General features: G+C 55.5%; 18 protein-coding genes and 1 riboswitch. Of the genes, 10 read left to right on the forward strand and 8 right to left on the reverse strand.

What is annotated here, in order from left to right:
- Positions 1-72: 72 nt before the first annotated feature.
- The 5 genes from ACXIZX_RS00740 to pgi all read right to left on the reverse strand — a co-directional run bounded on the left by ACXIZX_RS00740 (position 73) and on the right by pgi (position 6,042).
- Complete coding sequence (locus ACXIZX_RS00740; RefSeq protein ID WP_479403441.1) at positions 73-2,169, reverse strand: YjbH domain-containing protein; 2,097 nt, start codon at positions 2,167-2,169, stop codon at positions 73-75.
- Positions 2,169-2,906 (reverse strand): capsule biosynthesis GfcC family protein, encoded by a 738-nt coding sequence (locus ACXIZX_RS00745; protein WP_179451803.1) that lies wholly within the window; start codon positions 2,904-2,906, stop codon positions 2,169-2,171. The genes ACXIZX_RS00740 and ACXIZX_RS00745 overlap by 1 nt, the downstream gene beginning before the upstream one ends.
- Positions 2,903-3,550, reverse strand: a complete 648-nt coding sequence (locus ACXIZX_RS00750; protein ID WP_008109845.1) for a YjbF family lipoprotein — start codon at positions 3,548-3,550, stop codon at positions 2,903-2,905. The genes ACXIZX_RS00745 and ACXIZX_RS00750 overlap by 4 nt, the downstream gene beginning before the upstream one ends.
- 73 nt (positions 3,551-3,623) lie before the next feature.
- Positions 3,624-3,872 (reverse strand): exopolysaccharide production protein YjbE, encoded by a 249-nt coding sequence (gene yjbE / locus ACXIZX_RS00755; protein ID WP_008109848.1) that lies wholly within the window; start codon positions 3,870-3,872, stop codon positions 3,624-3,626.
- 523 nt (positions 3,873-4,395) lie between these two features.
- The gene (gene pgi, locus ACXIZX_RS00760) at positions 4,396-6,042 is read right to left on the reverse strand and encodes a glucose-6-phosphate isomerase (protein ID WP_479403442.1); all 1,647 of its coding nucleotides are present in this window, start codon (positions 6,040-6,042) and stop codon (positions 4,396-4,398) included.
- Positions 6,043-6,131: 89 nt separating this feature from the next.
- On the opposite strand from pgi, the gene ACXIZX_RS00765 reads away from it, so the two are divergent.
- The 4 genes from ACXIZX_RS00765 (at position 6,132) to panS (ending at position 10,133) form a co-directional block, all read left to right on the forward strand.
- Entirely contained in the window at positions 6,132-6,266 is a 135-nt protein-coding gene (locus ACXIZX_RS00765; RefSeq protein ID WP_256698111.1) for a hypothetical protein, read from the forward strand.
- Between the two features lie 149 nt (positions 6,267-6,415).
- Positions 6,416-6,610: riboswitch (Lysine riboswitch) on the forward strand.
- 112 nt (positions 6,611-6,722) lie between these two features.
- Positions 6,723-8,078 carry a lysine-sensitive aspartokinase 3 gene (lysC, locus tag ACXIZX_RS00770; RefSeq protein WP_008109853.1) on the forward strand — a complete coding sequence of 452 codons (1,356 nt, stop codon included), beginning with the start codon at positions 6,723-6,725 and terminating at the stop codon, positions 8,076-8,078.
- 264 nt (positions 8,079-8,342) lie between these two features.
- Positions 8,343-9,035 (forward strand): aquaporin Z, encoded by a 693-nt coding sequence (gene aqpZ, locus ACXIZX_RS00775; protein WP_008109855.1) that lies wholly within the window; start codon positions 8,343-8,345, stop codon positions 9,033-9,035.
- 174 nt (positions 9,036-9,209) lie between these two features.
- Positions 9,210-10,133, forward strand: a complete 924-nt coding sequence (gene panS, locus ACXIZX_RS00780) for a ketopantoate/pantoate/pantothenate transporter PanS (RefSeq protein ID WP_008109856.1) — start codon at positions 9,210-9,212, stop codon at positions 10,131-10,133.
- Positions 10,134-10,196: 63 nt separating this feature from the next.
- On the opposite strand, the gene ACXIZX_RS00785 is transcribed toward panS, so the two are convergent.
- Complete coding sequence (locus ACXIZX_RS00785; protein WP_008109858.1) at positions 10,197-10,790, reverse strand: YhgN family NAAT transporter; 594 nt, start codon at positions 10,788-10,790, stop codon at positions 10,197-10,199.
- A gap of 196 nt (positions 10,791-10,986) precedes the next feature.
- On the opposite strand from ACXIZX_RS00785, the gene asd reads away from it, so the two are divergent.
- The 6 genes from asd to glgP all read left to right on the forward strand — a co-directional run bounded on the left by asd (position 10,987) and on the right by glgP (position 21,893).
- Positions 10,987-12,096 carry an aspartate-semialdehyde dehydrogenase gene (asd, locus tag ACXIZX_RS00790; protein WP_008109860.1) on the forward strand — a complete coding sequence of 370 codons (1,110 nt, stop codon included), beginning with the start codon at positions 10,987-10,989 and terminating at the stop codon, positions 12,094-12,096.
- 357 nt (positions 12,097-12,453) lie between these two features.
- Positions 12,454-14,640 carry a 1,4-alpha-glucan branching enzyme gene (glgB, locus tag ACXIZX_RS00795; protein ID WP_479403443.1) on the forward strand — a complete coding sequence of 729 codons (2,187 nt, stop codon included), beginning with the start codon at positions 12,454-12,456 and terminating at the stop codon, positions 14,638-14,640.
- Positions 14,640-16,619, forward strand: coding sequence for a glycogen debranching protein GlgX (gene glgX, locus ACXIZX_RS00800; RefSeq protein WP_479403444.1), 1,980 nt, complete (start codon positions 14,640-14,642; stop codon positions 16,617-16,619). The genes glgB and glgX overlap by 1 nt, the downstream gene beginning before the upstream one ends.
- A 10-nt stretch (positions 16,620-16,629) precedes the next feature.
- Positions 16,630-17,925, forward strand: coding sequence for a glucose-1-phosphate adenylyltransferase (gene glgC / locus ACXIZX_RS00805; RefSeq protein WP_008109866.1), 1,296 nt, complete (start codon positions 16,630-16,632; stop codon positions 17,923-17,925).
- 65 nt (positions 17,926-17,990) lie between these two features.
- Entirely contained in the window at positions 17,991-19,424 is a 1,434-nt protein-coding gene (glgA, locus tag ACXIZX_RS00810; RefSeq protein ID WP_008109867.1) for a glycogen synthase GlgA, read from the forward strand.
- Positions 19,425-19,445: 21 nt separating this feature from the next.
- A complete protein-coding gene (glgP, locus tag ACXIZX_RS00815) occupies positions 19,446-21,893 on the forward strand; it encodes a glycogen phosphorylase (protein ID WP_061718409.1) in 2,448 nt (815 codons plus the stop codon).
- Positions 21,894-21,942: 49 nt separating this feature from the next.
- Here glgP and ACXIZX_RS00820 read toward each other — a convergent pair whose 3' ends face one another.
- Entirely contained in the window at positions 21,943-22,500 is a 558-nt protein-coding gene (locus ACXIZX_RS00820) for a DcrB family lipoprotein (RefSeq protein WP_061718408.1), read from the reverse strand.
- A 116-nt stretch (positions 22,501-22,616) separates the two neighbouring features.
- Positions 22,617-23,282 (reverse strand): 7-cyano-7-deazaguanine/7-aminomethyl-7-deazaguanine transporter, encoded by a 666-nt coding sequence (locus ACXIZX_RS00825; RefSeq protein WP_008109874.1) that lies wholly within the window; start codon positions 23,280-23,282, stop codon positions 22,617-22,619.
- Positions 23,283-23,468 lie beyond the last annotated feature (186 nt).

Genomic DNA, 23,468 nt, shown 5'->3' on the forward strand with positions numbered 1-23,468 from the left:
CTTCTTATATGTCCGCACAAATGAAAAAGGTCGGCATAAATGCCGACCCTAAGGTTAATGCATATGAATCAATTAATTAAACCGCGCATCCCGATCTGACGTCAGGTCATACAGCTGATATTTACGACCCAGCATCTGCCCGCCATCACGCGTCAACGGCACCCAGTTCACCTGCGCACGGCCACGCGTTGGCGTCACGGTAAACAGGTCCATTGGCACCGAAATGTAGAAGCCTTTGGTGAAGGTGCCTTCGCCATACTGTTCGGCGGAGACGTTGGTTTTAGTGGCATAGAAACCAACCATCACGCCGCTGTCAAAGCGCTTCGACACATCCAGCGTCACGCCTTTATCCTTCGCCAGATACTGCCCGACGCTGGCCTTCACCAACACATCCTGCATAAACCATGGACGCCAATACGCCGTCAGATTTCCGGTTGTCGCTTTGTAATCGGTGAACTGCATCATGTTGTCCCAATCACGCTGCTTCACGTAGTTGGCATCAACACCGAATGCCCAGTTGCTATCAATTGGACGATACAGCACTTCGCCGCCGACGCCGCCGTACATGGTTTCCAGATAACCGCCGTAAACCTGGCCGTAGAAACCGTTACCCAGCGCATGCATGTAGTTGGCTTGCAGATCGTTAACGTAAACGTTGTTCTCAACGTAATCACGAATGTGCGTGCGCACGCGCGGCAGCGTGGAATCCGCCGGAGCGCCGTTGTAGTTGAACTTGTCGTAGTTATTGGCGATGTTGCCAAACAGACTGCCGCCGACCAACAGGTGATCGGTAAGCCAGTAATCGGCATTGGCCATCACGCCAACCTGATACATGTAGAAGCTTTCTGGTCCACCAACCGACTGATTCAGCACCGGCGACAGGCTGTAGTTCAGACGATCTTTGCGGATAAAGAAACCTTGCTCGGTGGTGCCGGGATCAACCGGATCTTCACGCGTCTGCTGCAGCGGCTGTTCATGGCCCAGCGGATAACCCGTCAGCTCGTTGTGCAGGCTGGCAACGTTGGTGCGCGTGCTGACCTGCGGCATATTAAAGCGCGACTCGGTGACGTCGATGGTATCGATGCCGGCCGGCAGGTTGTTCATGATGATGCGATTGGCGCGATCGACACCTTCGCGCGTGTCGCGATATTTGGTCTGCTCGCCTGAGACATACAGCGTGCTGCCTTTGGTCTGAATATGTGGGCCGTTCAGTCCCGCGTTGTACTTCAGATCGGTCAGCTGGTTCGCCACCACCGTTGGCTGCAACAAGTCGCCCTGCGGCTGCGGCTGCGGGTTGTAGGCTGGCTTCTGGCTATCGATGTGCGATTGATGCAGATCGTTGAAGTTGGTGCGCAGAGTAAAGCCGAACATAAAGGTGTTGCCGCGTTCGTAGCTGGCGTTGATGTCCGCCCAGTCGGTGATGCGATAAATCGCACCGACGTTAACCTTGCTGCGCTGCTCCAGGCGACCGGCGAAATCATCCTGATAATCGTTGCCTTCGTACTCCAGCTTGAGACGCAGTGGCTGCCACGGCGTTTGGTATTCCACGCCGCCAAACAGTGCTGCCGGGCCGTGGAACATCTGTGAACCGTTGATGGTGCCGGTTTCGCCGCCGCCGCTGCGGCTGCAATAGCTGTCGCTGTACGAGCAGAATGGGTTTTTGAGGGTGCCGCTGTTGCCGAGATAACCCCAGCCAATACCGAGACTGAAATCGAATGGCCCCCACGCCTTGCTCGCCACCAGATATTCACTGTCGAACAAGCCAGTGCCGCCTAAATCGCGCGAGCCAACCGCCACTTCCGGCAGCCAATAGCTCTCTTGCCACAAACGCAGCTTCACATCGAAGGCTTTATCTTTATAGCTTTGGTTGCCGCTGAATCCTTCCACCGCGCTGTAACGGCGGGTACGCACATCGGTATAGCGCACGGTGGTTTCCAGCCACGGGAACAGCTGCAATGAGGCGGAATAGTAGCGATATTGATCGTTATCGCGGAAGTTGACGCTAAACTCGCCCTCTTTCGCCATACGCGCGGTCGGCGTCTGCATCAGGCCAACGCCACCAAAATCCGATTGCGAAGGACCGACCGGTTCAGGCCAGGTTTCCGCGTGCACCTGGCAAGCGGCGGAAACAGAAGCAGCCAACAGGCTGAGAAGTAATTGTTTTTTCATCAGTCTGGTATCCGGTGAGTCAGAACGGAAAGCATGCGCTCATTCAAATCGCTTTGGCCCCATGGCAAGCTCCATGAGGTGAAACCGAGCCAGATGATGCTGCCGGGCTCCACTTCGATATGGCGATGATTCCAGTAAGCGACCGGAACTTGCTGAGTGCTGCCGGACGGCGCAATCACCGTGGCATAGCTACGTTCCGCGCCGGAAAGACGATCGTGGCCGTCGAGGTAATCACGCACTTCGCGGCCCGGCTGCCAGCTCTCTTTACCCGGATTGCTCAACGCCCCCAGCACTAACACCTGCGTCGGTTGTGCCAGCGTGTAGAGGTCATAGCTGCCTTGCAGCGTGCGGTTATCCTGTGGATGCAGGCGCACGGCGTCGGGATCGAGCGAGGTGAACTGGCGACCCGTTACCTGCACCGCGCCAAGCTGGTGGATAACCGAGCCGATGGTTGCGGCTAACGACTCGCCGCTGTCGGTTTGCCAGGCGCGAAGATCGGCCAGCAGCTGTTTCTGCTGTTGCTGTGCTACCGCAGTCGCGCCACGCTCGGCAATCACTGTGCCCGGCCACCAACTGCGCAGTTCAGGATGGGTGAGTAATTGACTGAGATTCTGCGCATCGTTGATTTGCAGAGTGTTTTTTCCCTGTAAAGCGTGCACGGTGACTTGCGCCGCCGCCAGCGCGTGGCCAGCCGTGAGCAGCGTTAACGCTGCCAGCATTGGAGTTATTTTTTTCATGATTTCGCCGGCTTCAGAATAGTGGTTTCAACTGGGAAGGCATCAGCGGCCAGCATCTGATTGGCCTGCAGCACCGTGCCATCGCGGTTATCGATCCAGAAGGTGTTCTGCCACTCCGCGCCCACGCTCTCCATGCGCACGGTTTCATGCCAGACGCGACACGGCACGCGTTCACCGGCGATATCCAGCACCGTATCGTCACCGCGCTCGAAACGTGAAACGGCGGTGGCGGCACGCACTTTGTCTTGCTCGCGCCACTGCACCACGCGCGTCCAGCTGGCACCGTTTTGCAGATGCAGCGCATCGGCGAGTGGATCCTGCGCCAGGTTACTGACGTCAGCGAGGTTGCTCGGTAAACCCAGGGTTTTGATTAGGCGGCCATGCTGCATCACCAGCATCGCCTTATCCTGGGTGATCCACTTCTGTTGGCCGTTCTCGTTGTAACCGAGCACCACGAAGATGCGCGGACCTTCATTGATACGGGCATAGAGGCTGGCGTAGGGCAGGTTAGCAACCTGTTCGTCGGTGACCGTGACATCATCCGGGCCGTTGACGGCCAGCATCACGGTTTGTTCGAGGCCTTTTTGCGTTTGTGTGCAGGCCTGCAACAACAGGCAAAGAAGTAGCAAAGAGAGTCGGCGCACTGTGTATCCCTGTCTAAATAAGCCAAGCAAAAAATAACCACACGGGTGTGTGGTTATGCTTAAAGGTGCTACATCAACGAGTGGTGCTCGTTGTGGTGGTTGTTGTTGTACCGGTATTTGCACCGTCACCGCCGCCAGAAGCAGCAATGCCGAGACCCACTAACGCACCGAGCGCGCCGATACCCACAGCGGTAGACGCGCCAGTTGAGATTGCTCCCGCCTGTGCGCCTGCTGCAGCACCAGCTTCTTCCGGTGCGGCAATCGCAGCGGAGGAAACGGCAACGTAAAGTAAGGCTGCACCGGCAACCATCAGTTTTTTCATAACAACGTTTCCTGCATTTATATGAATCAATGAATGTAGGATTTACCCAGATTTCGGGCGCGTTCAGTATAGGGCAACAAATTACCAGAGTTCAGCATGAGTAAAAGAGGGCACAAACCAGGGACGTTTCTGGTGATAAATAAGGCGAATTGGCGTTAGCTGCTTTTTTTAAATGCCTTTTTTTGGGCTAATAGAATAAGTGAATGCCTGGGCATTTCACGGCAGAATTTTTCACTTTTGCACTAAATATTGGTACGGAATGAGAATAATCGGAATTTGCTCAGAAGGGTTAAATAAAAATCATATATCTATCAGATGGATAAATTATCAAGGGTGTTGGATTAGGTCCATTTTAAAGCGGAGTAAGCTGCAGTAGATTGAAGTGAATTGCGAATTTCCTTACTCCATTTTAAGAATTTTCTAACCCTGTTTAATGCGGTAAATAATAATATTGCGAGTGAGATGTCCTGGTTGTCATAAAAAAGGCGGCAATTACGCCGCCTTCTGCAAATTAGCCGGGAAATTAACGCCAGGATTTATAGCGATTAATTAAGCCATTGGTGGAGCTATCGTGGCTGCTAATTTTAGCGTCATTTTCCAGCTCTGGCAGAATACGGTTTGCCAGCTGTTTACCCAACTCAACGCCCCATTGGTCAAAGGTGAAGATGTTGAGAATCGCGCCCTGAGTGAAGATCTTGTGCTCATACAGCGCAATCAATGAACCGAGGCTGAACGGGGTGATTTCACGCAGCAGGATGGAGTTGGTTGGGCGGTTACCTTCAAACACCTTGAACGGCACGATGTGCGCGACAGATTCAGCAGATTTACCGGCATCGGTAAACTCTTTCTCTACCACGTCGCGTGACTTACCAAACGCCAGCGCTTCGGTCTGCGCGAAGAAGTTCGACAGCAGCTTCGGATGGTGATCGGTCAGCACGTTGTGGCTCAGCGCCGGTGCGATGAAGTCGCATGGAATCAGTTTGGTACCCTGATGAATCAGCTGGTAAAACGCGTGTTGGCCGTTGGTGCCAGGCTCGCCCCAGATGATTGGGCCAGTCTGGTAATCCACCGGATTGCCTTCGCGGTCAACGTATTTACCGTTGGATTCCATGTTGCCCTGCTGGAAGTAAGCAGCAAAGCGATGCATGTACTGGTCGTACGGCAGAATCGCTTCGGTTTCGGCACCAAAGAAGTTGTTGTACCAGATACCGATCAGCGCCAGCAGCACCGGCAGGTTCTGCTCGGCAGGCGTGTTGGCGAAGTGCTTATCCATGGCATGCGCACCGCTCAGCAGCTGCTCGAAGTTCTCAAAGCCGATGGAGAGAATGATCGACAAGCCGATCGCTGACCACAGTGAATAGCGGCCGCCAACCCAATCCCAGAACTCGAACATGTTGTCGGTATCGATACCGAACTCACCCACCGCTTTACCGTTGGTCGACAGCGCTGCGAAGTGCTTCGCCACGTGCTGCTGATCGCCGGCGGTTTTCAGGAACCAGTCACGCGCGCTGTGGGCGTTGGTCATGGTCTCTTGGGTGGTGAAGGTTTTTGATGCCACGAGGAACAGCGTGGTTTCCGGGCTGAGATCTTTCAGCGTTTCGGCGATGTGCGTGCCATCGACGTTAGAAACAAAGTGCATGTTGAGGTGATTTTTGTACGGACGCAGCGCTTCGGTCACCATGAATGGGCCAAGGTCTGAACCACCAATACCGATGTTCACCACGTCGGTGATGGCTTTACCGGTATAGCCTTTCCAGTCTCCGCTGATGATGCGCTCGGAGAAGCCTTTCATCTTCGCCAGCACCGCGTTGACTTCCGGCATCACATCTTTGCCGTCCACCACAATTGGCGTGTTGCTGCGGTTACGCAGCGCAACGTGCAGTACTGCGCGCTCTTCGGTGCGGTTGATCTTCTCGCCAGAGAACATCGATTTGATGGCGCCTGCCAGATCGGTCTCTTTAGCCAGCGCCTGTAATTTTTCGAGGGTTTCCTCGGTGATGCGGTTTTTGGAGAAATCCACCAGCATCTGGTCATCGAAAGTGGCAGAGAATTTCGCAAAACGATCGGCATCTTGCGCAAACAGGTCGGCGATTTGCACCGATTTCATCTGGTCAAAATGCTGCTGCAGCGCTTTCCAGGCAGCGGTTTGTGTCGGATTGATATTTTTCATGGCAACACTCTAGTTGAAATAAGAACCGTCATTCCATCCGGGGCATCCTGCTGGCCCGGCATCCATAGCACTCTTGCACGGGGAAGAGTATGACCACAGTTACCAATGAAGGGAAAAAATTTGTGACCGTGGCCGCACTGTTTCAGGTAAATCCGGCAGCGATTGTCGGTGCTGCGCCAGGAGAATTCCCTGTGCCGCATCAGAAAAAAGCCGCTTTTGTCTGATTCGGACACTACTTTAGGCCGCGGTTGGCGGGCGCGTTTGTTCAACGATGCGTTTACCGAAGTGTAAAAGTGAGAAATCCTCAAAGTGCAGGGATGGACAGGGGGGAAAATAATCAGTAATTTATGCGCGCTACTTACACCTCCGGGTGTAAGCCAGAAGAGGCGCGTCGCCCAGGCAGTGTGTTTGAGGATCCGTATCCGCAGATAACACATCAGGGGGTGTGACGCCGAGGTGGGGCAACACGCGGGGTGTTGCACTGTCGGCTGCAGGGGCTGAATCCTCTGGGTTGTCACCAGAATCGTCCACAGTCGGACGGTTCGCAAGGTGAAGCGCTTTTGGTGACTTGTCTACTACTGATCTTGTCTGCCCAATTCTGCTCTTCTCTTGTGCCTAGGCTGCTACTATGTCTTCCGCCCCAAAACGGAAGAAAGATAACCTGACACGGGGTTCGTAATATGTCCCAAACTCTTATCGTGGCTAAATTTGGCGGCACCAGCGTTGCCGATTTTGATGCTATGAACCGCAGCGCAGATGTTGTGCTGTCGGACGCTAATACTCGCTTAGTGGTGCTCTCTGCCTCCGCTGGCGTCACCAATCTGCTGGTTTCCCTTGCTGAAGGCCAGGAACAAGCGCAGCGCGCTTACCTGCTGGATGAAATCCGCCGTATTCAATACGCCATCATCGATCGTCTGCAATCGCCGGATGTGATCCGCGAAGAGATTGATCGCATGCTGGAAAACATCACCATGCTGTCTGAAGCCACTTCGCTGGCGACCTCACATGCGCTGACCGATGAGCTGGTGAGCCACGGTGAGCTGATGTCGACGCTGCTGTTCGTGGAGATTCTGCGCGAGCGTCAGGTCAACAGTGAATGGTTTGACGTGCGTAAAGTAATGCGCACCAGCGATCGATTCGGTCGTGCAGAACCAGAAGTCGCCACGCTGAAAGAGCTGGCCGCAACACAACTTCAGCCGCGCATTGCGGAAGCGCTGGTGGTGACGCAGGGCTTTATCGGTAGCGAAATTAAAGGCCGCACCACCACGCTCGGTCGTGGCGGTAGCGATTATACCGCTGCGCTGCTGGGCGAAGCGCTGCAGGCTGCACGTATCGATATCTGGACCGATGTGGCCGGTATCTACACCACCGATCCGCGCGTGGTGTCCACCGCTAAACGCATCGAAGAAATTACCTTCGAAGAAGCGGCGGAAATGGCGATCTTTGGTGCCAAAGTGCTGCATCCAGCAACTCTGCTGCCAGCCGTGCGCAGCGATATCCCGGTATTTGTCGGTTCGAGCAAAGATCCGGCTGCGGGCGGTACGCGCGTCTGCAATGAAACCAAAAATCCACCGCTGTTCCGTGCGCTGGCGCTGCGTCGTAAGCAGACGCTGGTAACGTTGCATAGCCTGAATATGCTGCATGCACACGGCTTCCTTGCTGAGGTGTTTAACATCCTGGCGCGCCACAGCATCTCCGTCGATCTGGTAACCACCTCCGAAGTGAGCGTGGCGCTGACGCTGGACAGCACCGGTTCAACCACCACCGGCGACAGCTTGCTGACCCAGGCGCTGCTGACCGAACTCTCTTCACTATGCCGTGTGGAAGTGGAAGAGAACCTCGCGCTGGTGGCGATCATCGGCAACAATCTGTCAAAAGCTTGTGGCGTCGGCAAAGAAGTATTCGGAGCACTAGAACCCTTCAACCTGCGCATGATTTGCTACGGTGCCAGCAGCTATAACCTTTGCTTCCTGGTTCCAACCCCAGACGCGGAAGAAGTGGTGCGTGCGCTGCACAAGAATCTTTTTGGTTCTTAAGGCAAATTTTTAGCGATATAAATCAAGCCGGACATGGTCCGGCTTTTTTATTGGTTAATTTTTTTAAACAATAATTTAAGCCCAGCGGCAGCTAAACTTTCGGTCCAGACATTTCTGAGAAACCCCATTATAACTAGCGAGAACCGTCTTGTTTTCGCTGGAATTGCCTAAGAATCACACTAATCTCTCATTCAGCGGTTGCGCTTTAATCGCCAAAAACGATAATCCCGCCGCGAAAACATTAAATTATTTGAGGGAATAGATATGAAAAGATTAGTGGCTGAAACACTCGGCACCTTTGTGCTGGTTTTAGGCGGTTGTGGCAGTGCGGTATTGGCCGCGGCGTTTCCACAGTTAGGTATTGGTTTTGCTGGTGTCGCGCTGGCATTTGGTTTGACGGTGTTGGTGATGGCATTTGCCGTCGGCCACATTTCAGGTGGCCATTTTAATCCGGCGGTCACCATTGGCCTGACAGTTGGCGGACGTTTCCCGGCAGCGCAGGTTGTGCCTTACATCATCGCGCAGCTGGTCGGTGCGATTGCGGCGGCTGGCGTGCTGTATCTGATCGCCAGCGGCAAAGCCGGTTTCGATGCAGCGGCCAGCGGCTTCGCGTCGAACGGTTACGGTGAACACTCGCCGGGTGGCTTTAGCCTGCAAGCGGGCATGATCTCTGAGCTGGTGCTGACCGCTGTGTTCCTGATTGTGATCATGGGCGCGACCGATAAACGTGCTCCGGCAGGTTTCGCACCGATTGCTATCGGCCTGGCGCTGACGCTGATCCACCTGGTGAGCATTCCTGTGACCAACACCTCGGTTAACCCGGCGCGTAGTACCGGTGTAGCGATCTTCCAGGGCGGCTGGGCATTGGAACAGCTGTGGATGTTCTGGTTGTTACCGATTATCGGTGCCGCGATTGGTGGTGCGATCTACCGCTTTGTACTGGAAAAAGCAGAGTAACTTCGCCGTATTTCTGCGGATCGGCAGCAGCCGATCCGCATTTTCCCCCGCAAGCGACTTCCCGCCTTACGTCAAGATAATGAAATGTTATGATCCCGCGTCCGTCGCTGTGGTCGTTCCCTGCGCGACATTTCATCTGTGGCAATATAAAAAAATTCCTAAGGAAGTCTGGTTATGCTCGGCAAACTTACCCGCCTGTTCCCACTCTGGGCCGTGCTGCTCTCGGTCGCTGCTTATTATTCACCTACCACCTTTCTCGGCATTGGGCCGTGGGTGACTTATCTGCTGATGCTGATTATGTTCGGCATGGGCGTAACGCTAAATATCGATGATTTTAAACGCGTGCTGGTGCGTCCGGCGCCGGTGATCGCCGGTACTTTCCTGCACTATCTGGTGATGCCGCTGGCCGCGTGGGGCCTGGCAAAGCTATTCCAGATGCCACCTGATCTGGCGGCAGGCATGATTCTGGTCGGCAGCGTGGCCAGCGGTACCGCTTCTAACGTGATGATTTATCTGGCGAAGGGCGATGTGGCGCTGTCGGTGACCATCTCATCCGTGTCGGCGCTGGTGGGGGTTTTCGCCACGCCGCTGCTGACTCGCTTCTATGTTGATACGCACATTCAGGTGGATGTGGTCGGCATGCTGCTCAGCATCGTGAAAATCGTGGTGATTCCGATTAGCCTCGGCCTGATTATCCATCACTCCATGAACAGCGTGGTGCGCCGCGTTGAGCCGTATCTGCCGGCGTTTTCGATGGTGTGTATTCTGCTGATCATTAGCGCGGTGGTGGCAGGCAGTCAGGGCTTTATCGGTTCCGTCGGCTTGATGGTGATTGTGGCGGTGATCCTGCATAACGCGATTGGTCTGCTGGGCGGTTATTGGGGTGGTAAGCTGTTTGGCTTCGATGAATCGACCTGCCGCACGCTGGCGCTGGAAGTGGGCATGCAGAACTCAGGTCTGGCGGCCACGCTGGGCAAACTCTACTTCTCGCCGTTAGCTGCACTGCCGGGCGCGCTGTTCTCGGTATGGCACAACCTGTCAGGTTCGCTGCTGGCCGGTTACTGGTCGGGTAAACCGATCGACAAGAAGCAGAAATAATCGCGGTTTCCGTAAATAGCGGTCGCCATGAATGGCGACCCTACAAAACGCACCTATCTGCTGTTACAACTTCAGATACGTACGAATCCCATCCAGAAACATCTGCGTCGCCAGCATAATCAAAATCAATCCCATCAGGCGCTCCAGCGCGTTAACGCCTTTGTCGCCCAGCAGGCGTAAAAACAGCCCCGACATCAGCAAAATCACCACCGTCACGCCCCACGCGATCAGCAGCGCGCCGACCAGATGCGTCATTTGGTTGGGATATTGATGCGACAACAGCATCAGCGTCGCCAGCAGCGACGGACCGGCCACCAGCGGGATCGCCAGCGGCACGAGGAACGGCTCTTCTCCGGCGGGTAAGCCGCTGGAGCTGCTCTCCTCCGAAGGGAAAATCATGCGAATGGCGATCAGGAACAGAATGATGCCGCCGGAGATCGACACGGTTTCGGTGCGCAGATTGAGAAACGCCAGAATGCGTTCACCGGCGAATAAAAACAGCAGCATCAGGATCAGCGCGATCAGCATTTCACGCATCAGCACCACGCGGCGGCGTTTGGGTTCCAGATGCTTCAATACCGACATAAAGATCGGCAGGTTGCCCAGCGGGTCCATAATCAACAGCAGCAATATGGTCGCGGATATCATTTCAGTCATGTTGGGTTAGCCATTATTAGTTGTACTGCTGAAAAAGTTAACGCAATCGAATTAATTCACTTGCCAGAAGTGCTGCATTTTGTAGAGTTGACGGTCATAGGTAAACCTGATTATTACGCAGACTGGCACGATTATCCGGCCAGTCTTTTCCTCGCACCACACGGCCTCTTTCGAGAGCACCCGAGACGGACAGAAAATGAAGAATGTAGGTTTTATTGGTTGGCGTGGCATGGTCGGCTCAGTGCTGATGTCACGCATGAGCGAAGAACGTGATTTTGATGTTATCAATCCGGTCTTCTTCTCCACGTCACAGCTTGGTCAGGCGGCACCAACATTCGGCGGTAAGTCGACCGGTGCGCTGCAGGATGCTTTTGATATCGAGGCGCTGAAGGCGCTGGATATTATTATCACCTGCCAGGGCGGTGATTACACCAGTGAAGTCTATCCTAAGCTGCGTGAAAGCGGCTGGCAGGGTTACTGGATTGATGCGGCTTCCACGCTGCGCATGAAAGATGACGCCATCATCATTCTCGATCCGGTTAACCATAACGTGATTCGTCAGGGCCTCGACAATGGCATCAAAACCTTTGTTGGCGGTAACTGCACCGTCAGTCTGATGCTGATGTCGCTGGGCGGCCTGTTTGCCAACGATCTGGTTGAGTGGGCGTCGGTTGCCACTTATCAGGCGGCATCGGGCGGCGGCGCACGTCACATGCGTGAACTGCTGACACAAATGGGCATGCTGCACGATCACGTGGCGAAATCGCTGCAGGATCCGGCTTCGGCGATTCTGGATATCGAACGTAGCGTGACCGATTTCACCCGCTCTGGCACCTTACCAACCGACAACTTCGGCGTGCCGCTGGCGGGCAGCCTGATTCCGTGGATCGACAAGCAGCTGGATAACGGCCAAAGCCGCGAAGAGTGGAAAGGCCAGGCGGAAACCAACAAAATTCTGCGCACCAGCAATGTGATTCCGGTTGATGGCCTCTGCGTGCGCGTTGGCGCATTGCGCTGCCACAGCCAGGCATTCACCCTGAAGCTGAAAAAAGATTTGCCGCTGAGCGAAATCGAACAGCTGCTGGCTTCACATAACGAGTGGGTGAAAGTGGTGCCAAACGATCGCGAAATTACCATGCGCGAACTGACGCCAGCCGCCGTCACTGGTACCTTAACTACGCCAGTGGGCCGCCTGCGCAAACTGAACATGGGACCGGAATACCTTTCCGCCTTCACCGTGGGCGATCAGTTACTGTGGGGTGCAGCTGAACCGCTGCGTCGCATGCTGCGTCTGCTGATCGACTAAGCGCAGCGGCAAACCAGACAGGCCGGGGTTTCCCGGCCTTTTTTTAGTTATCCAGGCTGCAAAAATTCATGCAAATTGCGCCTGACAAGTGATCCGCTTCCCCTTTTTGCTCGCCCGATAAGAATTTTTCACGATCCTCCCTGGCTTCTGCCAGCCTCAAGCTATGATTTAACAGAGATGTGCCGGTTGTTAACTGTTTTCGTTTTTTCGAACTAAATGGTTGTTGTACACGGTGATGATCTTTCCCACGGACGGTTGTGTCCTCGCGGTGTACCTATGGCTCAATGAAAAGCAGCGCACCCGAGGCGATAATCCTGCCGACTCTGGTCGCCTGCGCAAAATCATAGGAAGAAAGTCATGTCAGAGCTTCCCGATCGCCAGGCGATCAATGCCCTTTTTGCCGGGAATTATGCCGATCCCTTTTCACTACTGGGAATGCACCAAACTGCCCAAGGCCTTGAAGTGCGTGCGCTACTGCCCGATGCCTCCGATGTTTGGGTAATTGAAACCAATACTGGACGCAAATGCGCCCAGCTAACCTGCCTCGACTCACGCGGTTTCTTCTGTGGCGTGATTCCGCGCCGTAAAAACCTGTTTGGCTATCAGCTGGCGGTGAACTGGCACGGCCAGCAAAACCTGATTGACGATGCCTATCGCTTCGGCCCTCTGCTGGAGGAGATGGATGCATGGTTATTGGGTGAAGGCACGCATCTGCGCCCTTACGAAACCCTTGGCGCACATGGCACCACCATTGATGGCGTGCACGGCACGCGCTTCGCCGTTTGGGCACCTAACGCGCGTCGCGTATCGGTAGTGGGCGAGTTCAACTTCTGGGATGGCCGACGTCATCCGATGCGTTTCCGCCGTGAACTCGGCGTCTGGGAACTGTTCGTGCCGAGCGCGGTGAATGGCCAGCTGTATAAGTTTGAAATCGTGGATAATTCCGGTCAGATGCGCATCAAAGCCGATCCCTTCGCCTTTGAAGCGCAAATGCGTCCACAAACCGCCTCGATGATCTGCGGGCTGCCACCAAAAACCGAGATGCAGCCACGGCGCAAAGCCGCCAATGGATTTGACCAGCCGATTTCAATTTATGAAGTGCACCTCGGTTCATGGCGACGTCATACCGATAATAACTTCTGGCTCAGCTACAAAGAGCTGGCGGAGCAGCTCATTCCCTACGTCAAAGAAATGGGCTTCACCCACATTGAACTGATGCCGATTAACGAACATCCGTTTGACGGCAGCTGGGGCTATCAGCCGCTCGGTATGTATGCGCCTACACGCCGTTTCGGGACGCGCGATGAATTCCGCCACTTTATTGCCGCCGCGCATGATGCCGGCATTAACGTGCTGCTCGATTGGGTGCCAGGCCACTTCCCAAGTGATGATTTCGGCCTGGCGAAGTTCGATGGCACTGAACTCTACGAACACAGCGATCCGCGCGAAGGTTTTCATCAGGACTGGAACACGCTGATCTACAACTTTGGTCGCCGTGAAGTCAGCAATTATCTCTCCGGCAACGCCTTGTACTGGATGGAGCGCTTTGGCATTGATGGGCTGCGCGTCGATGCGGTGGCGTCAATGATCTACCGTGACTACAGCCGCGCCGAAGGCGAATGGGTGCCAAACCACTTTGGTGGACGCGAAAACCTCGAAGCGATTTCCTTCCTGCGTCATACCAACCGCATTCTGGGCCGCGCCGCGCCTGGCAGTGTCACGGTAGCCGAAGAGTCCACCGATTATCCTGGCGTCACGCGTCCTTCGGAAGATGGCGGCCTCGGTTTCTGGTTCAAATGGAATCTGGGCTGGATGCACGACACGCTGGATTACATGAAACTCGATCCGGTACATCGTCGCTACCATCACCAGCTGATGACCTTCGGCATGCTCTACAACTACACCGAAAACTTTGTGCTGCCGCTGTCGCACGACGAAGTGGTGCACGGCAAACGTTCGATCCTCGATCGCATGCCCGGCGATGCCTGGCAGAAGTTCGCCAACCTGCGCGCCTATTACGGCTGGATGTGGGGCTTCCCCGGCAAGAAGCTGCAATTTATGGGCAACGAGTTTGCCCAGGGGCGCGAGTGGAACCACGATGCGAGCCTCGACTGGCATTTGCTTGAAGGTGAGGATAACTGGCACAACGGCGTGCATCGTCTGGTGCGCGATCTCAACCACACCTATCGCCATTTTGCGCCGCTGCATCAGCTTGATTTTGATGGGCAAGGTTTTGAGTGGCTGGTGGTCGATGACCATGAAAATTCGGTATTTGTGTTTGTGCGCCGCGATCGCGAGGGCAATGAAATCATCGTGGTCAGCAACTTTACGCCGGTAGCGCGTCCGCACTATCGCTTTGGCGTCAATCAGCGTGGCGGCTGGCGCGAGATCATGAATACCGACCAGCACGATTATCATGGCAGCGACACGCGCAACCACGGCGTGGTGCATACCGATGAGATTGAAAGCCACGGTCGGCCGCAGTCGCTGAGTTTGACCTTACCGCCGCTGGCAACCCTTTGGCTGGTGCGGGAGAGCGACTGATGCTGGAGCAGGGGCAGCCGGAACCGTTAGGTGCGCACTATGATGGGCACGGCGTTAATTTCACGCTGTTCTCCCAGCATGCCGAACGCGTCGAACTCTGCCTGTTCGACGCGCACGGTGCTGAGCGCCGTTTCGCGCTGCCCGCGCGCAGCGGTGATATCTGGCACGGCTATTTCCCTGCGCTGAAGCCCGGCCAGCGTTATGGCTATCGCGTACATGGTCCGTGGGCACCGCAGCAGGGACATCGCTTCAATCCCGCCAAGCTTTTGGTCGATCCCTGTGCCAAAGCGGTAACGGATGAAGTGGCGGACGACGCGCGTTTCAACGGCGGCGAACGTGAACCGGACGGTGTGAATAACGCTGCCATCGCGCCTAAATCGCTGGTGATCGCCGAAGATTTTGACTGGGAAGGCGATCGTGCGCCGCGTACGCCGTGGGGCAATACGGTGATTTATGAAGCGCATGTGCGCGGCTTAACGCAGCAGCATCCGGAAATTCCGGAAAGGCTGCGCGGCACTTATGCGGCGCTGGGTCATCCTGCTATGGTGAAGTACCTGCGCCATCTCGGCATCACCGCGCTTGAGCTGTTGCCGATTGCCCAATTCACCAGCGAGCCGCGCCTGCGCCGTTTAGGCTTGAGTAATTACTGGGGCTACAATCCGTTTGCCTTATGGGCGGTGGATGCGCGTTACGCTTCGGGCGAAAACGGTTTATCGCCGCTACAGGAGTTTCAGCAGGCGGTCAAAGCGCTGCACGCGGCGGGCATCGAAGTGATTCTCGATGTGGTGTTCAACCACACCGCCGAGCTGGAAGAGATCGGGCCAACGATTTCGCTGCGCGGCGTGGATAACGCCAGCTATTACTGGCTGGATGGCAACGGCGAATACCAAAACTGGACCGGCTGCGGCAACACGCTGAACCTCAGTCATCCGCAGGTGATGGCGTGGGCGCTGGAAGCACTGCGCTACTGGGTGCGCGTTTGCCATGTTGATGGTTTCCGCTTTGACCTCGCCAGCGTGTTGGGTCGCACGCCGGAATTTCATCAGGATGCGCCGCTGTTTGCCGCCATCAAAGCCTGTCCGTTGCTCTCTAAGGTGAAGCTGATTGCCGAGCCGTGGGACATCGGTCCCGGCGGTTATCAGGTCGGCAACTTTCCGCCGGACTTCGCCGAGTGGAACGACCATTTTCGCGATGCGGCGCGCCGTTACTGGCTGCATGGTCAACTGAATAATGGCGATTTTGCCCGTCGTTTTGCCGCATCCAGCGACGTTTTCCAGCGTGAGGCGCGTCTGCCGCACGCCAGCATCAATCTGATCACCGCTCACGACGGCTTCACGCTGCGCGATGTGGTGAGCTTCAACAATAAACACAATCAGGCCAACGGCGAAGACAATCGCGACGGCAGCAGCAGCAACTTCAGCCATAACCACGGCAAAGAGGGACTGCAGGTCAATTTCGATATTGTTGAACGGCGGCGGCGTAGTGTTCATGGATTGCTGACCACGCTGCTGCTGGCGCAGGGCACGCCAATGCTGCTGGCGGGTGACGAACGCGGTCACAGCCAGCACGGTAACAACAACGCCTATTGCCAGGACAATCCGCTGACCTGGCTCAACTGGCAACAGGATGATTTTGGCCTGGTCGACTTCACTGCTGCGTTAATCCGCCTGCGCCAGCGCATTCCCGCGTTGACGCAGGATCGCTGGTGGCAGGAGGGCGATGGCAGCGTGCAGTGGTGCAATGCCAGCGGCACACCACTGGAAGCCGAGCAGTGGGAACAGGGGACGCACAGAATGCAGATCCTGCTCTCCGGCCGCTGGTTAATAACAATAAACGCCACGGAATCGGTGAGTGATATCGCCTTACCAGACGGAGAGTGGCGTGCCATTCCTCCTTTCGCCGGGGAAGATAACCCCATCCTGACAACTGTCTGGCACGGTCCCGCACACGGTGTGTGTGTGTTCCTAAAGCAATCATAAGGAGTCAGACATGGTGAAATTAGATAGAACAGATCATCTGATGCTGGCGCGCCAGCTCCCTACACAAACGGTTGCCCTGATCCTTGCTGGCGGGCGCGGTACGCGCCTGAAAGATCTCACCGCGAAACGCGCCAAACCTGCCGTGCACTTCGGTGGCAAGTTCCGCATCATCGACTTTGCGCTGTCCAACTGCATCAACTCGGGCATTCGGCGCATCGGCGTGATCACCCAATATCAGTCACATACGCTGGTGCAGCACATCCAGCGCGGCTGGTCACTGTTCAACGAAGAGATGAACGAGTTTGTCGATCTGCTGCCGGCGCAGCAGCGTGCCGCTACCGAACACTGGTATCGCGGGACTGCCGATGCGGTGACACAGAACCTCGACATTATTCGCCGCTACAACGCGCAGTACATTGTGATTCTCGCCGGGGATCACATCTACAAAATGGACTACTCGCGCATGCTGCTCGACCATGTCGATCGCGGCGCGAAATGCACCATCGCCTGCTTGCCGGTGCCGTTGGCCGAAGCCACGGCGTTTGGGGTGATGGCGGTGGATGCGGAAAACAACGTGGTCGATTTTGTCGAAAAACCGCCGAAGCCGCCGTCAATGCCGGGTGATGACAGCCGAGCGCTGGCCAGTATGGGCATTTACGTGTTCAACGCCGATTACTTATATCAGCTGCTGGAAGAGGACCTGCAAGTGGCCGATTCCAGCCACGATTTCGGCAAAGATCTGCTGCCGAAAATCGTCGCCAGCGGCGAGGCGTATGCGCACTCCTTCACACTCTCTTGCGTGCAGGTTGACGAAAACGCCGAGCCGTACTGGCGCGACGTCGGGACGCTGGAAGCTTACTGGCGCGCCAATCTCGATTTGGCGTCAGTCACGCCCGAGCTGGATATGTACGATCACAGCTGGCCGATTCGCACCCACATGGAGCCGCTGCCGCCGGCGAAATTTGTTCAGGATCGATCTGGCAGCCACGGCATGACGATGAATTCGCTGGTGTCGGGCGGCTGCATCATCTCCGGTTCGGTGGTGGTGAATTCGGTGCTGTTCCCACGCATTCGCATCAACTCGTTTTGCAATATTGATTCCGCAGTGCTGCTGCCTGATGTGGTGGTTGGCCGATCGTGTCGTCTGCGTCGCTGCGTGATCGATCGCGCCTGCGAGCTGCCAGAAGGCATGGTCATTGGCGAAAACCCCGATGAAGACAGCCGTCGTTTCTACCGTTCAGAAGAGGGCATCGTACTGGTGACGCGCGCCATGCTGGCCAAATTGGCTGGCGCAGCAGGGAACTAGGTCACGAACAAGCACACAGGCAATCGCCGCGGGGAACGCGAGCGGTCACATAATAGGGGTTCAGGATGCAGGTTTTACATGTCTGTTCAGAGCTTTTCCCGCTGTTGAAAACCGGCGGACTGGCTGATGTCGTCGGTGCATTACCACAGGCGCAAATAGCCGATGGTACGGATGCGCGGGTGTTGATTCCCGCCTATCCGGATCTGCGTAAAGGAATTCCTGATACTGAGGTCCTGGCGGAGTTGCAAACTTTTGCTGGGCCGGTACGCTTACTTTTTGGACATTTTAACGGCGTTGGTATTTATTTAATCGATGCGCCGGGATTGTATGAACGTCCCGGCAGCCCGTATCACGATACCTCGCAGTTTGCTTACGTGGATAACTATCTGCGTTTTGCGCTGCTGGGCTGGATGGGTGCCGAGATTGCCAGCGGGCTTGATACGGATTGGCAGCCAGACATCGTGCACGCGCATGACTGGCATGCAGGCTTAACCTGCGCCTATATCGCCGCGCGCGGTCGTCCGGCGAAAACGGTATTTACCGTGCATAACCTGGCGTATCAAGGGCTGTTTTCTGCACGTCATCTGGATGAGATCCAGATTCCGCGCGCCTTCTTCGACATGCATGGGCTGGAGTTCTTCGGGCAAATTTCTTACCTCAAGGCGGGCCTGTTTTATGCCGATCATATAACGGCGGTCAGCCCGACTTACGCGCTGGAGATCACCCGACCGGAATTTGGTTACGGCATGGAAGCGCTGCTCGAGCAGCGACTGCGTGAAGGGCGGCTGAGCGGGATTTTGAACGGCGTCGATCCGGGCATTTGGGACCCGGCACACGATCTGCTGCTCACCGCGCGCTACGACAGCGAAACGCTGGAGAGCAAAGCGGAGAACAAGCGCCAGCTACAAATTGCCATGGGCCTGAAGGTGGATGATAAAGCGCCGGTGTTCTGCGTTATCAGCCGTCTGACCAAACAGAAAGGGTTGGATCTGGTGCTGGAAGCGCTGCCGGGTTTGCTGGCGCAGGGCGGACAGCTGGTGCTGCTCGGCCAGGGCGATGCCGAGCTGCAGCAAGGTTTCCTTGCGGCGGCGGCGGAGCATCCGGGCCGCGTTGGTGTGCAGATTGGTTATCACGAAGCCTTCTCGCACCGCATTGTCGGCGGCGCGGATGTGATTATGGTGCCGAGCCGTTTTGAGCCGTGCGGCTTAACCCAGTTGTACGGTTTGAAATATGGCACGCTGCCGCTGGTGCGTCGCACCGGCGGACTGGCGGATACGGTACAAGACAGCTCCCTTGAGAACCTGGCGGATGGCGTCGCCAGCGGTTTCACTTTCGAAGACAGTAATGCCTGGTCGCTGCTGCGGGCGATTCGGCGCGCATTTGTTCTGTGGTCTCGTCCTGCACTCTGGCGCTACGTTCAGCGGCAGGCGATGGGGATGGATTTTAGTTGGCAGGTGGCAGCACAAGCCTACCGCGATCTTTATCAACGTTTGCTGTAATGAGAGATTGGGATACTTGATATGAATGCACCTTTCACCTATGCCTCACCCACGCTGACGGTTGATGCGCTGAAGCACTCAATCGCCTATAAGCTGATGTTTACTATTGGTAAAGATCCATCGATTGCGAATAAGCATGAGTGGCTCAACGCCGCGCTGCTGGCGGTGCGTGATCGCATGGTGGAACGTTGGCTGCGCTCCAGCCGCGCGCAGCTCTCGCAGGATGTGCGACAGGTTTATTATCTGTCGATGGAGTTCCTGATGGGGCGCACGCTCGGCAACGCGTTGCTGGCGATGGGCATTTATGAGGATCTCAATCAGGCGCTGGAGGAGATGGGACTCGACCTCAGCGAGCTGATGGAAGAGGAGAACGATCCTGGCCTCGGCAACGGCGGTTTGGGACGTTTAGCGGCCTGCTTCCTCGATTCGCTCGCCACGCTCGGTTTGCCGGGGCGCGGCTACGGCATCCGTTACGATTACGGCATGTTTAAGCAGAACATCGTTGATGGGCAACAGCGCGAATCGCCGGATTACTGGCTGGAATACGGCAATCCGTGGGAGTTTCAACGCTTTAACACGCGCTACAAAGTGCGCTTCGGTGGCCGCTTGCAGCACGAAGGCGCGCGGGTACGCTGGGTGGAAACCGAGGAGATCGTGGCGATGGCTTACGATCAAATCATTCCCGGTTTTGATACCGATGCCACCAACACGCTGCGTCTGTGGGGCGCGCAGGCCAGTAACGAAATCAACCTCGGTAAGTTCAATCAGGGCGATTACTTTGCCGCAGTAGAAGATAAAAACCACTCGGAAAACGTGTCACGCGTGCTCTATCCCGATGACTCCACCTATTCGGGGCGCGAGCTGCGTCTTCGTCAGGAGTATTTCCTCGTCTCCTCGACGGTGCAGGATATTCTCAATCGTCACTGGCAGATGCATGAAACCTGGGACAATCTGCCAGACAAAATTGCCATCCACCTCAATGATACGCATCCGGTGCTGGCAATTCCGGAACTGATGCGTCTGCTGATCGATGAGCAGAAATTCAGCTGGGACGATGCCTTTGAAGTGACCTGTCAGGTGTTCTCCTACACCAACCACACGCTGATGACCGAAGCGCTGGAAACCTGGCCGGTGGATATGATCGGCAAGATCCTGCCGCGTCATCTCAGCATCATCTTTGAAATCAACGACTACTTCCTGAAAACTATCCAGGAATACTATCCGGATGATTGGGACTTGATGTCGCGTATCTCAATCATCGACGAAAACGACGGCCGCCGCATTCGTATGGCGTGGCTGGCGGTGGTGGTGAGTCACAAGGTAAACGGCGTGTCGGAGCTGCATTCCAACTTGATGGTGCAATCGCTGTTCGCTGACTTCGCGCGTCTGTTCCCTGGCCGTTTCTGCAATAAAACCAACGGCGTGACGCCACGTCGCTGGCTGGCGCTGGCCAATCCGGCGCTCTCCGACGTGCTGGATGAGGCGATTGGCCGCAACTGGCGAACCGATCTCGGCCAGCTCAATGAACTGTCCACGCAGGTCGATTATCCGGCCTTTATCGAACAGATCGCCGACGCCAAGTTCGCCAACAAGAAACGTCTGGCGGATTGGGTGGCGAAGAACATGGATATCGTGCTTGATCCGCATGCGCTGTTCGATGTGCAGATTAAGCGCATCCACGAATATAAACGTCAGCTGCTGAACGTGCTGCATGTGATTACGCGCTACAACCGCATCAAGGCCGATCCCAGCGCAGAATGGGTGCCGCGCGTTAATATCTTCGCCGGTAAAGCGGCCTCGGCCTATTACGTGGCGAAGCACATCATTCACCTGATCAACGATGTCGCCAATGTGATCAACAACGATCCGCAGGTGAAGAACAAGCTGAAGGTGGTGTTCATTCCGAACTATGGCGTGAGCCTGGCGCAGATCATCATTCCGGCGGCGGATCTCTCCGAGCAGATTTCAACGGCGGGAACTGAAGCGTCGGGTACCAGTAACATGAAGTTTGCGCTGAACGGCGCGTTAACGATCGGCACGCTGGATGGCGCAAACGTTGAGATGCTGGAGCATGTCGGCAAGGAGAATATCTTTATCTTCGGCAACACCACGCCGCAGGTCGAGAAGCTGCGCACCGACGGTTACAACCCGCGTAAGTATTACGAGGACGATCCCGAGCTGCATCAAGCGCTGACGCAAATCGCCAGCGGCGTGTTCAGCCCGCAGGAGCCAGGGCGCTACCGTAATCTGTTTGATGCGCTGGTGAACTTCGGCGATCACTATCAGCTGCTGGCGGATTATCGCAGCTATGTGGATACGCAGGACAAGGTGGACAAGCTTTATCGTCAGCCGGATAAGTGGCAACGCAGCGCGGCGTTGAATATCGCCAATATGGGTTATTTCTCGTCGGACCGCACCATTCAGGAGTATGCGGATGAGATCTGGCACATTTCGCCAGTGAGATTGTAAGGCGGGGATTGCAGAACCAGGTCGCCATTCATGGCGACCGTTTTAAGGCTTATTTCAACGTGATGCTTTTCACAATGCCATCAGCATCGCTCTGTGCTTGCTGTTGGTTATCCGCTGGTAAGGTAATCTGCAGCGTTAGCAGTTTGCCGTCCACTTTTGCCAGAATCACCGAAGACCATGAGGTCTGATTGTTGGCAGAAATCACTGTATCCAGCTGCTGTGCCGGCTGGTCTTTCAGCGTCACCGCTTTGTTAGACACCACCTGCAGCTGTGGATCACGACCGCGCTGCTGCTGTTCCAGACGCTGTGCCAGCGCATCAAGCGCTTCGTTGGTTGGATCGCCGGCAATCACGATAATCGCGCGCTGACCGGTTTCGTCGGCATAGACGTGCATGTTGGTGGATTCAGAGCCGAGCTTGCCGCTCTTGTCAGACATGCCCGCAGGCAGTGAGAAGCTCAGTTTGCCGTCCATCAGGTTAACCGTCTGGGCCGACTGGCTGGCGCTCGCACCGTTGCTGTTCGCTGCCGCATCATCTTTCTTCTGGTCACATGCCGCCAGGCCGATAACCAACAGGCCAATACCCACATATTTCACTACGTTACGCATTCTTTTCCCTTTTACATGATTCCAGTCAGGCGTTATCAAAACGGAATCGGCGGTTAAAAGCAACCGCCGGAGTGTCAGGAAATCTTAGCGTGCCCTAGCGTTTCGTCTATGTGCAATTAGCCGAAATTGATCTGCTGCTGCGCAGAACGTTCGGCTAGGCGCTTCAGCATGGCATTCAGCAGCACGCCGTAAGCAGGCAGGAAGAAAATCATGCAGATCAGCACTTTGAAGCTGTAATCCACCAGTGCGATTTCGACCCAATGTGCCGCCATAAACGGGTCTGGACTCTTGTAGAAAGCGATGAAAAAGAAGGCCAGCGTATCGCTGATATTACCGAGGAACATCGCTGCCGCTGGGGCAATCCACCACTGCGATAAACGGCGCAAACGGTTAAAAACGTGGACGTCGAGAATCTGTCCCAGCGCATAAGCCATAAAGCTGGCGCAGGCGATACGTGCAACAAACAGATTCACCTCTTCCAGTGATGCCCAACCTTGCCATTCGCCCTGATAGAACACGCAGGAAACGATGTAGGAGATCACCAGCGCAGGAATCATCACCGCCAGAATAATGCGACGAGCCAGCGGCGCGCCAAAGATGCGCACGGTCAGATCGGTAGCGAGGAAAATAAACGGAAAGCTAAACGCGCCCCATGTGGTGTGGAAGCCGAAGATGGAAACCGGCAGCTGTACCAGATAGTTACTGGACGTGATCACCAGCAGATGGAAAAGCGATAGCCAAAACAGCGCATGCATGCGCTGACGTGCAGAGAAGTTGATCATTGTAAGCCTTTTTAGTGATGGGGTGAGGGAACCCAGGTTCGCGCGTTGGCACGATGGTAAATAAAAAATCGGCGGCATCTTAACGCGTTGCGCAATTTATGCAATGGTTAATTTTAACGCAATCGTTATCGCCTTGCGTTGGCTCATTCGCGCGCTAGAATGAGCGCCCATCACTAACAACTGACA

The sequence above is a fragment of the Candidatus Pantoea symbiotica genome (assembly GCF_056491525.1).

Coding starts and splice junctions, on each gene's coding strand:
- ACXIZX_RS00740 (WP_479403441.1), bottom strand. CDS start 2,169: ATGAAAAAACAATTACTTCTCAGCCTGTTGGCTGCTTCTGTTTCCGCC.
- ACXIZX_RS00745 (WP_179451803.1), bottom strand. CDS start 2,906: ATGAAAAAAATAACTCCAATGCTGGCAGCGTTAACGCTGCTCACGGCT.
- yjbE (WP_008109848.1), bottom strand. CDS start 3,872: ATGAAAAAACTGATGGTTGCCGGTGCAGCCTTACTTTACGTTGCCGTT.
- pgi (WP_479403442.1), bottom strand. CDS start 6,042: ATGAAAAATATCAATCCGACACAAACCGCTGCCTGGAAAGCGCTGCAG.
- ACXIZX_RS00765 (WP_256698111.1), top strand. CDS start 6,132: ATGACCACAGTTACCAATGAAGGGAAAAAATTTGTGACCGTGGCCGCA.
- lysC (WP_008109853.1), top strand. CDS start 6,723: ATGTCCCAAACTCTTATCGTGGCTAAATTTGGCGGCACCAGCGTTGCC.
- aqpZ (WP_008109855.1), top strand. CDS start 8,343: ATGAAAAGATTAGTGGCTGAAACACTCGGCACCTTTGTGCTGGTTTTA.
- panS (WP_008109856.1), top strand. CDS start 9,210: ATGCTCGGCAAACTTACCCGCCTGTTCCCACTCTGGGCCGTGCTGCTC.
- ACXIZX_RS00785 (WP_008109858.1), bottom strand. CDS start 10,790: ATGACTGAAATGATATCCGCGACCATATTGCTGCTGTTGATTATGGAC.
- asd (WP_008109860.1), top strand. CDS start 10,987: ATGAAGAATGTAGGTTTTATTGGTTGGCGTGGCATGGTCGGCTCAGTG.
- glgB (WP_479403443.1), top strand. CDS start 12,454: ATGTCAGAGCTTCCCGATCGCCAGGCGATCAATGCCCTTTTTGCCGGG.
- glgX (WP_479403444.1), top strand. CDS start 14,640: ATGCTGGAGCAGGGGCAGCCGGAACCGTTAGGTGCGCACTATGATGGG.
- glgC (WP_008109866.1), top strand. CDS start 16,630: ATGGTGAAATTAGATAGAACAGATCATCTGATGCTGGCGCGCCAGCTC.
- glgA (WP_008109867.1), top strand. CDS start 17,991: ATGCAGGTTTTACATGTCTGTTCAGAGCTTTTCCCGCTGTTGAAAACC.
- glgP (WP_061718409.1), top strand. CDS start 19,446: ATGAATGCACCTTTCACCTATGCCTCACCCACGCTGACGGTTGATGCG.
- ACXIZX_RS00820 (WP_061718408.1), bottom strand. CDS start 22,500: ATGCGTAACGTAGTGAAATATGTGGGTATTGGCCTGTTGGTTATCGGC.
- ACXIZX_RS00825 (WP_008109874.1), bottom strand. CDS start 23,282: ATGATCAACTTCTCTGCACGTCAGCGCATGCATGCGCTGTTTTGGCTA.